Origin of the sequence: Mameliella sp. MMSF_3455 (genome assembly GCF_030733205.1) — a bacterium.
In the GTDB taxonomy this organism is placed as follows: domain Bacteria; phylum Pseudomonadota; class Alphaproteobacteria; order Rhodobacterales; family Rhodobacteraceae; genus Antarctobacter.
The window spans coordinates 1-8,326 of the sequence record NZ_JASHJL010000082.1 but is presented as its reverse complement, the minus strand read 5'-3'; the positions used below and the strand labels follow the sequence as shown (position 1 = coordinate 8,326).

General features: G+C 64.6%; 8 protein-coding genes. 3 read left to right on the top strand and 5 right to left on the bottom strand.

Going from position 1 to position 8,326, the window contains the following annotated elements; genetic code table 11:
- Positions 1-42: 42 nt before the first annotated feature.
- From RBB42_RS27610 to RBB42_RS27595, 4 genes are all read right to left on the bottom strand, one after another.
- Positions 43-1,140 carry a CaiB/BaiF CoA transferase family protein gene (locus tag RBB42_RS27610; protein WP_306043946.1) on the bottom strand — a complete coding sequence of 366 codons (1,098 nt, stop codon included), beginning with the start codon at positions 1,138-1,140 and terminating at the stop codon, positions 43-45.
- Positions 1,130-2,653 carry a tripartite tricarboxylate transporter permease gene (locus tag RBB42_RS27605; protein ID WP_305972551.1) on the bottom strand — a complete coding sequence of 508 codons (1,524 nt, stop codon included), beginning with the start codon at positions 2,651-2,653 and terminating at the stop codon, positions 1,130-1,132. The genes RBB42_RS27610 and RBB42_RS27605 overlap by 11 nt, the downstream gene beginning before the upstream one ends.
- Positions 2,654-2,656: 3 nt before the next feature.
- Positions 2,657-3,151 (bottom strand): tripartite tricarboxylate transporter TctB family protein, encoded by a 495-nt coding sequence (locus tag RBB42_RS27600; RefSeq protein ID WP_305972550.1) that lies wholly within the window; start codon positions 3,149-3,151, stop codon positions 2,657-2,659.
- Positions 3,152-3,259: 108 nt separating this feature from the next.
- Positions 3,260-4,243, bottom strand: a complete 984-nt coding sequence (locus RBB42_RS27595; RefSeq protein WP_305972549.1) for a tripartite tricarboxylate transporter substrate binding protein — start codon at positions 4,241-4,243, stop codon at positions 3,260-3,262.
- Positions 4,244-4,380: 137 nt separating this feature from the next.
- Between RBB42_RS27595 and RBB42_RS27590 the strand changes: the two genes are divergently transcribed.
- The 3 genes from RBB42_RS27590 to RBB42_RS27580 are packed head-to-tail and all read left to right on the top strand — an operon-like array spanning position 4,381 to position 7,411.
- Positions 4,381-5,049: a response regulator transcription factor gene (locus RBB42_RS27590; protein ID WP_305972548.1), complete on the top strand. Its 669-nt coding sequence runs from the start codon at positions 4,381-4,383 to the stop codon at positions 5,047-5,049.
- Positions 5,046-6,416: a sensor histidine kinase gene (locus tag RBB42_RS27585; RefSeq protein ID WP_305972547.1), complete on the top strand. Its 1,371-nt coding sequence runs from the start codon at positions 5,046-5,048 to the stop codon at positions 6,414-6,416. The genes RBB42_RS27590 and RBB42_RS27585 overlap by 4 nt, the downstream gene beginning before the upstream one ends.
- Positions 6,386-7,411 (top strand): ABC transporter substrate-binding protein, encoded by a 1,026-nt coding sequence (locus tag RBB42_RS27580; RefSeq protein ID WP_305972546.1) that lies wholly within the window; start codon positions 6,386-6,388, stop codon positions 7,409-7,411. Before RBB42_RS27585 ends, RBB42_RS27580 begins: the two co-directional genes overlap by 31 nt.
- A 437-nt stretch (positions 7,412-7,848) precedes the next feature.
- Here the strand turns inward: RBB42_RS27580 and RBB42_RS27575 are convergent.
- The coding region (locus RBB42_RS27575; RefSeq protein ID WP_305972545.1) for an integrase core domain-containing protein at positions 7,849-8,326 on the bottom strand (478 nt) is incomplete at its 5' end.

The window sequence follows — 8,326 nt, the reverse complement described above, 5'->3', positions numbered from 1 at the left end:
GCTTTGCCATGTTCGTATCCCTTCAAAGGTTCGGGAAACACCTTAGCTGACTGTCCGGTTTCCTGGGACCACTTCAAGGTCAATCGGCCGACCGACGCCGGGCGCATCGTCGAACCGCGCCAGGAAATCGCGGTCGGCGACTTGGGGGTGTGCCAGGATCTCTGGGACCGACATGACCGCGCCCGCGGGCACGCCGATGCCATTCAGCTCGCACGCCCAATCGCGCGCGGCGCGCGTGGTCAGCACCGTTTCCAGTTCCGCCCGCAGGCGCAGCCGGTTCGTCTTGCGGTTTTCGCGCGTGGCGAAGTCGCGCACGTCCAGAAGATCCTCGCGCCCCAGGTGGCGGGTCAGAGCGACCCATTGTTCGTCCTTGTTGGCGGCGATGTTGATCAACCCGTCGGCGCACTGGAACGTGCCCGATGGTGCCGATGTCGGGTTCTCGTTGCCCTGTGGCTGCGGATCGACACCGCCGATCAGGTGGTTCGACACCACCCAGCCCATCGTGGCCAGGACCGATTCCAGCATCGAGATGTCGATGAAGGTGCCGCGCGGGTCTGCGTTCAGCGCGGCACAGATGGCCATCGCCGCCGTCAGCCCGCCCACCGTGTCGGCCAGCGGATAGCCCACGCGCAAGGGGGCGCTGTCGGCATCTCCGGTGATCGACATGACTCCCGAGACGCCCTGTACGATCTGGTCGTAGGCCGGGCGGTCGGCCCATGGCCCGGACTGACCAAAGCCCGAGATCGCGCAGTAGACGAGCCGGGGGTTCTCGGCTCTCAACGTCGCATGGCCCAGCCCCAGGCGATCCATCACGCCGGGGCGGAAGTTTTCCACCACCACGTCGGCGCGTCCGGCCAGCCGTTTCAGCGCGTCCTTCCCGCGCGGGTCCTTGAGATTCAGCGTCAGGGATTTCTTGCCCGCGTTCTGGGCGAGAAAGCTGATCCCCATGCCGCGCGCTGACAGGTCGGGATCGGCGCCCAGGTTGCGGGCCAGGTCACCGCGCCCCACGGCCTCGACCTTGATGACCTCGGCGCCCAGGTGGGCCAGTTGGTGACAGGCGAAGGGTCCGGCCAGGACGTTGGTCAGGTCGAGGACCCGCACCCCGGCAAGGGGTGCGGAGGGCGGACCCTCAGTCGCCATCGGCCACGCCCTTGGCCCGGGCCCGCGCCCTGCGCGCGCGATAGCTGGGCAAGAGCACCAGCAGCAATGCCAGCACCAGCAGCGCCAAGGTCATCGGGCGTTCCCAAATGAAATCGATCCCGCGGTAGAGCTGCATGGACCGGGCGAAATTGTCCTCCAGCATCGTGCCCAGGATGAACCCGATCAGAAGCGGCGCCAGCGGGTAATCGGCGAAACGAAAGATCGTGGCCATGACCCCGAGACCCACCAGCATCAGAAGCTCGGTCGCGTTGTTCTGCCCGATATAGGCCCCCATAAGCGTGAAGAAGAGGATGAAGGGGATTAGGAAGTTCCGCGGGATCGCGAGGATCTTCGCGATATAGGGGATTAGCGGCAGGTTCAGGATCAGAAGCACTAGGTTGCCGATGAACATCGAGATGATCACGGCCCAGAAGATCTCGGGGGTGTCGGTCATCAGGCGCGGCCCGGGCGTCACATTCAGTGCGATCAGCGCGCCCAGAAGGATCGCCGTGGTGCCCGACCCGGGGATGCCCAGCGTCAGCAGCGGCACGAAGGATCCCGTGCAGGCCGCGTTGTTGGCGGTTTCCGGCGCGGCGAGGCCCTTGACCGATCCCTTGCCGAATTCCTTCTGCTCCTCCGAGGAAGCCAGGTTGCGCTCCACCGCGTAGCCTAGGAATGACGCGATGGTCGCCCCGGCGCCGGGCAGGACCCCGATGAAGAAACCCTGAACGGATTGCCGGCCGATGACCGGGATCATCGCCTTGCCTTCGTCCTTCGAGAATCGCAGGCCCGTGATCTTGCCCGATCCGTCGCTTTCGCCGTCACCCCCGCGCGCCGGGTTCAGGACAAGGAACATCGCCTCGGGCAGCGCGAACATGGCCATGGCCAGCGTGATGAACGAGATGCCGGACTGCAGGTCCATCAGCCCCAGTGTGAAGCGCGGCATGTTGAACAGCGCGCCTTCGCCAACTGTGGCCAGAATCAGTCCGAGGATGGTCATCATCAGCGCCTTGGCCACCTGGCCAGTCCCGGCGAAGGCGGCGATGGCCGACAGGCCCACAACCATCAGCGCGAAGTATTCGGCCGAGTGGAACAGCAACGCCACCGACGACAGCGCCGGCGCGAAGATCATCAGAAGGATCGCGCCGATCATGCCGCCGGCAAAGCTGGACACGGCGGCAATCGTCAGCGCCTTGCCGGCCTGACCCTTGCGGGCCATCGGGTAGCCGTCGAAGGACGTCGCGACCGTGCCCGCGACCCCTGGCGCATTCAGAAGGATCGACGACGTCGATCCGCCGAAGATCGCGCCGTAATAGACCCCCGCTAGCAGGATCAAAGCGGCCGCAGGGTCGCCGAGCGAGATCGCGACCGGGATCATGATGGCGATGATCGACATGGGCCCCAGTCCCGGCAACATTCCAATGAAGGTGCCGATGAGACAGCCGGCGATGACCATCAGCAGATTCTGGATCGAAAAGGCCGCCTCGAGGCCGATCAGGATACCTTCAAGCATTGTTCAGATCCCCATGAAGAACGGAAACGGCCGCAAGAAGATGCCCAGCACCTCTTGGACCAGCCACCAGACGAAGCCGGTGGCGAGCAAGGCGGTTGGCACCATGACGTGCCACTTGCGCTCGCCCAGGATGACGCTGCCGCCGACAAGGAACACCGTCGTGGCAAGCAGGAATCCCGCGGGCCGCAGCATCAGCGCATACAGCACCATGAGCGCCAAGAGCATGAGCGCCTGGCCCAGCTTATATTCGTGAAGGCGGCGGTAGTTGATGTCGCTGGCCGAAGGCTCTGCGCCTGGGACCGGCTTTTCGAGCCCCAGAAGAACGATCAATCCGACGATGACGCCCAGCACCGACAGAACCTTTGGAAAGGTAGAGGGCCAGACCGGGTTGCGCTGCATGAATGGCGGCAGAAGCTGGTCCATCGTGAAAAAGGCCAGGTAGCCGTAAGCGCAGCAGAACACGACGAAAATGAGTGCGATCCAGCGATCGAGCGCCATACCGTCCCCTCCCATATTTCAGGCTGATATTCGTGGCGCCGCCCGGGATCGGGGCGGCGCCTTCGCTATCGCGATGGACGGCGTGCTCCGCCGTCCGCGCAAACGGCCTTAGAGGAAGCCGAGCGTCCGCATCAGGTTGCCGATTTGCTCTTCCTGACCTTCGAGATAGGTGCGGAACTCGTCGCCCGGGTTCCAGATGTTGACCCAGCCGTTGCGCGAGCGGACGTCTTCCCAAGCGTCGGTCTCGTACATCGCCTCGAGCGCCGAGATGTACTGCTGACGCTTTTCTTCCGAGATGCCGGGCGCGGCGAAGAACCCGCGCCAGTTAACGAAGGAGACGTCGATGCCCTGCTCCATGAAGGTCGGCGCGCTGTCATAGGCCGGCACACGCTCTTCGGCGGTGACGCCAAGGATACGAACCTCGCCCTGATCGGCCAGAGCGATGGCTTCGGAGAAGCCGGTCGAAAGCGCGTCGATCTCGCCCGACAGGAGCCCGGCCATAGCCTCGCCGCCGGCGTCGTAGGGAATGTAGTTCAGTGCGATGGGGTCCTCGCCAGCCGCTTCCATCACCATCGCGGCAACGATGTGGTCCATGCCGCCGGGAACCGAGCCACCGCCCACGGCGAAATCGTCACCCTGTTCCTGGTAGGCGGCCAGAAGGCCTTCCATATCCTTGATCTCGCTATCGGCGGGAACGACCAACGCGGCGTAGTCGCCGATCGTGCCGGCCACCAGCGTCAGGTCGCGGAAGCTTTGCGGGAACACACCGGTCAGCGAACGAATTACGATGGGGGTGGAGTTCACCATCAGCGTGTCGTCCAGACTCTCGGCGTTCTCGATCATGTAGCCGATGGCCACGCCACCGCCGCCGCCGGACATGTTCTCATAGCTGGCCGAGCCGACGATGCCGGATTTGGTCAGCGCCTCGCCGGTGCCGCGCGCGGTGCCGTCCCAGCCGCCGCCGGCGCCGCCGGGAATAATGAAGTGCAGGCTTTCAAGTTGTTGGTGCGCTTCGGCGCTGGCCGTGCCGGAAAAAGCGAGCGTAGCCGCAGCCGCGGCCATCACGACCCGGCGGGTCATGCGGAATGTCATTTGGTAGTCCTCCCATTTGACAGGCGGTCCTCCGCCGCCCATACGTCGGTTTGAACACACAAAGCTGACAGGGGCCTGACACGGGCACCCGAGCCAGTGACTGCGCGCGACGCGCGCCGCTGTGAGGGAAGAGCCCGGTGCGCTACCTGCTGGTCGAGGACAACCAGGAACTGGCCGAGGCCGTGGTAAAGCGGCTCGTTCTGGACGGTCATGCCGTCGACCATGCTGCCAGCCTGGACGAGGCCGAGGCCTGCCTTTCCGCCGCGGACTACGACCTGATCCTGCTGGATGTGATGCTGCCGGACGGCGACGGGCGCGATTTCCTGGCCCGTAGCCGTGCGCATCTTGAAACCCCGGTCATCGTTCTGACAGCGCGCAGCCAGGTGTCCGACCGCGTCGGCGCGCTGGACCAGGGGGCCGACGATTACATCACTAAGCCGTTCGACTTCTCCGAGCTGGAGGCGCGGTGCCGCGCCGTTCTGCGCCGGCGCGGTGGATCGGCCCGCAACGAAATCGCGCTTGGGCGGGCGGTGTTCGATCCGTTCGCGGGCACGCTTCGCCTGGGAAAAAGCCTGATCGAGCTGCGCAACCGCGAGATTCGCCTGTTGGAGGTCTTCGCCCGCCACCCGGGGCAGATCCTGTCGAAAGGTCAATTGCTGGACCGGCTGTTTTCCTATGACAGCGCGGTGACCGAGAACGCGATCGAGGTCTATGTCGGGCGCTTGCGGCGCCGGATCGACGGCACCGGCGTCCGGATCGAAACGGTGCGCGGCCTCGGCTACAGGATGGAGACTGAAGACCCGTGACCCGCACCAGGTCCATCGGCCGCCGTCTGACGCTTCTGCTTGCCGGGGTGGCGGCTCTGCTCTCGATCCTGAGCTGGGGTATGGTAAGTGGCCTGGCGCGGCAGGCCGCCGAGCGCACACAGGACAACGTTCTGGCCGCCTCGGCCACCGCCATCGCCGAAACGCTGCGCAGCGAACAGGGCGAGGTGCGGCTCGAGCTGCCCTATTCGGCCTTTTCCATGCTCGGTGCCATCGGCGAGGACCGCGTGTTCTACCACGTCGCTGCGGGCGAAGAGTTCCTGACCGGCTACGCCAATCTGCCAGTTCTGGACAGGCCCCGGGCGCCCGGCACCGTCCTGTTCGACACCGGCACCTTCGACGGCGAGGAGATCCGCATCGCGTCGGTCACGCGCCCGGTGCTGGTCGGCGCGGAACCTTTGACCGTATCGGTCAGCGTCGCGCAGACACGAAGCGGCGTCGGCGCCATCTCACGCGAGCTGTCGCGACTGGCGGCCTTGTTGTCGGTCGCCTTCTTCATTGTCGCCGTGACCCTGTCGGCCATTGCCGCGCGCACGTCGCTGCGCCCCCTCAACGAGATCGCGGATGCAGTCGCCCGGCGCGGCCCCTCGGACCTGCGCCCGGTGAAACGCGAAGCACCCGAGGAACTGGCACCGCTCCTATCGTCGCTTAACCGCCTGATGGAACGGCTGGCTCAGTCCATTCGCCGGTCCGAGGATTTCATCGCCGAGGCCGCGCACCGGGTCCGCACGCCCCTCGCCACGGTCCGGACGCAGGCCGAAATCGCCCTGCGGTCGGTCGAAGCCAGCGACGAACGGCAGCGCCTTCGGCACATCATCCGGGCCGTCGACGAAAGCTCCCGCTCGGCCGGTCAGCTTCTGGACCATGCGACCGTGGCCTATCGGGTCGAGGATCTGGCCCGCGACTCCGTCGATCTTGCGGACATTTCGGCCCGGTGCGTCGCCGCGCTTGAGCCGACGGCGGCAATGAAAGAAATCCGGCTGATCCTGCGGACCGAACCAGCCAAGGTTGCGGGCGACGCCGTCCTGCTGGACAACGCTCTGCGCAACGTGCTCGACAACGCGATCAAATATTCGCCCGAGGACACGCTCATCACCTTGGCCGTCACCGCCGACGCCGCCGAGGCCCGTGTCTCGGTCTGCGACGAAGGCCCTGGCCTTGGTGATTGCCCGGCCGAGCACTTGAAAGAGCGCTTCCGACGCGGCACCCACACCGAAGGCATCGTGGGTTCCGGCTTGGGCCTTACCATCGCCAGTGACGTGTTGCGTGCACATGGCGGGCGGCTTGACCTTGGACCTGCAGAAGGGGGAACCGGCACATGCGCCGCGCTTGTCTTGCCATTGCTCTGACGCTGATCGCGGCTACGGCCGCGGCCCTCGAACTGGAGGACCACCGGTACTATCAAGGCACCGGCGACACCGTGTTGCGGATCGTCTCGACCGCCGACCTGGAGGTGTTCGAGGACTACCTGATCGCGTTCCAGGCCGAACGGCCCAATATCTCTATCGACTATTCGGTCGTCTCCTCGGCCGATCTGCACGGCGCCATTCGCGATGGTGCCGCGTTCGATCTCGCACTTTCCTCCGCGATGGACCTTCAGTTCAGATTGGCCAACGACGGTTTCGCGCAGTCCTATCGCTCGCAGGCGACCGAGGCGCTGCCCGATTGGGCGCGCTGGCGCGACCTGATCTTCGCATTTACGACAGAACCCGCCGTCGTCGTGATCTCGACCAGGCATTTCGAGGGCCTGCCCCTGCCTGCCACCCGGCAGGAGTTGACGGCAGTCCTGCGCGACAATCCCGACCGTTTCAACGGGGCCGTCGGGACATATGACGTGCGGGTCAGCGGTCTTGGCTATCTTTTCGCCACGCAAGAGGCCCGCTCGACGGATGCCTACTGGCGGCTGAGCGAGGTCATGGGGCGCCTCGATCCGCAGTTTTACTGCTGCTCCGGGCAGATGATCGACGACGTGACCGACGGACGCCTTGCGCTCGCCTACAACGTGCTGGGAAGCTATGCCGCCGACCGGCTGGCGCAGGAATCCGGCGGCGAGGTTCAGATCCTCAGGATGCAGGACTTCGGCAACGTCATGCTGCGTACGGCGCTGATCCCCGAGGCCGCCGAAGAACCGGCCGTCGCAGGGGCCTTTATCGATCTTCTGACCAAGCTCGGCATGCGGGAGACGAACGGAGACTGGCCGCTTCCGCCGCTGAGCCAGAACACGGATCTGCGCTCGACGGGATTCGGGCCGATCCGCCTTGGCCCGGCCCTGATGGTCTATCTCGACCCGTTGAACCGGCGGAGTTTCCTGAGCGAATGGGAAGACGCCTGGGAACAGCCCTGATGATCCGGTGAACGGCGCTTCGGTAGCCGAGTATCCCCGCTGATCGTCAAGCGGAGGGGCGTTCCAGTGCGGCTCGGGATGATCGAGGAGCTTTCCTTGGTTAAGCCGGTGGCACAAGGCCACGTCGCCGATCAGGCTGACCCGATACCGCACTTCGGAAAGACAAAAGGGCACGCAAGCCCCTGCCTCGCCTGCTTGGCAGGCATGACGCCGAACAATGTCGCAGTCTTGAAGCGGCTGTGCAGGAGCACCTCCGCATCGAGGAGGCGCGGGACGTGCTTGGCAACATGAGAACTGAATTGCCCAAGGAGGCTGTTCAAGAACGGGCAGTCGTCGTGACCTGCCCCCGCGAAATCCCTCACCGTAATGTAGAGTCTGCGCCAACTTGCGCTGCTCCCCATGTTTGGACCACCGGAAGCTGGATTTTTTCGGCTGTTTCACGATGACGGGCTGGTGACGTCATCGGGATAATGCATGGCAATCGGGACGTTGTATCCGATCGCGCTGTGGGGACGATCCTCGTTGTAGTGTCTACGCCAATCTTCCAACTTTTCCTGAGCGTCGGCAAGGCTCATGAACCAGTGTGCGTTCAGGCACTCCGACCGAAGCTTGCTGTTGAAGGCCTCAATGAAGCCATTGTCTGTCGGCTTACCTGGCCGTGAGAAGTCCAGCGTAACTTCGTTGGCGTAGGCCCACAGGTCCAGGTCGCGAGAGATAAATTCGCTGCCATTATCGACTCGAATGGTGTTCGGATAGCCGATCCCGCCGCAGACCCCTTCCAGCGTTTGAACCACGTCCTCGCCGCGGTAGCTGAACCGTGAATCCACGACCGGGCAGAACCGCGAATGCGTGTCGACCACGGTCAGGATCCTCAATTTCTTTCCCATGGCGAGTTGGTCGTGAACGAAGTCCATA

What these genes read in the sequence shown, in the direction of transcription:
- RBB42_RS27605 (WP_305972551.1), bottom strand. Translation starts at nt 2,653, where the DNA reads ATGCTTGAAGGTATCCTGATCGGCCTCGAGGCGGCCTTTTCGATCCAG.
- RBB42_RS27595 (WP_305972549.1), bottom strand. Translation starts at nt 4,243, where the DNA reads ATGACATTCCGCATGACCCGCCGGGTCGTGATGGCCGCGGCTGCGGCT.
- RBB42_RS27610 (WP_306043946.1), bottom strand. Translation starts at nt 1,140, where the DNA reads ATGGCGACTGAGGGTCCGCCCTCCGCACCCCTTGCCGGGGTGCGGGTC.
- RBB42_RS27580 (WP_305972546.1), top strand. Translation starts at nt 6,386, where the DNA reads ATGCGCCGCGCTTGTCTTGCCATTGCTCTGACGCTGATCGCGGCTACG.
- RBB42_RS27600 (WP_305972550.1), bottom strand. Translation starts at nt 3,151, where the DNA reads ATGGCGCTCGATCGCTGGATCGCACTCATTTTCGTCGTGTTCTGCTGC.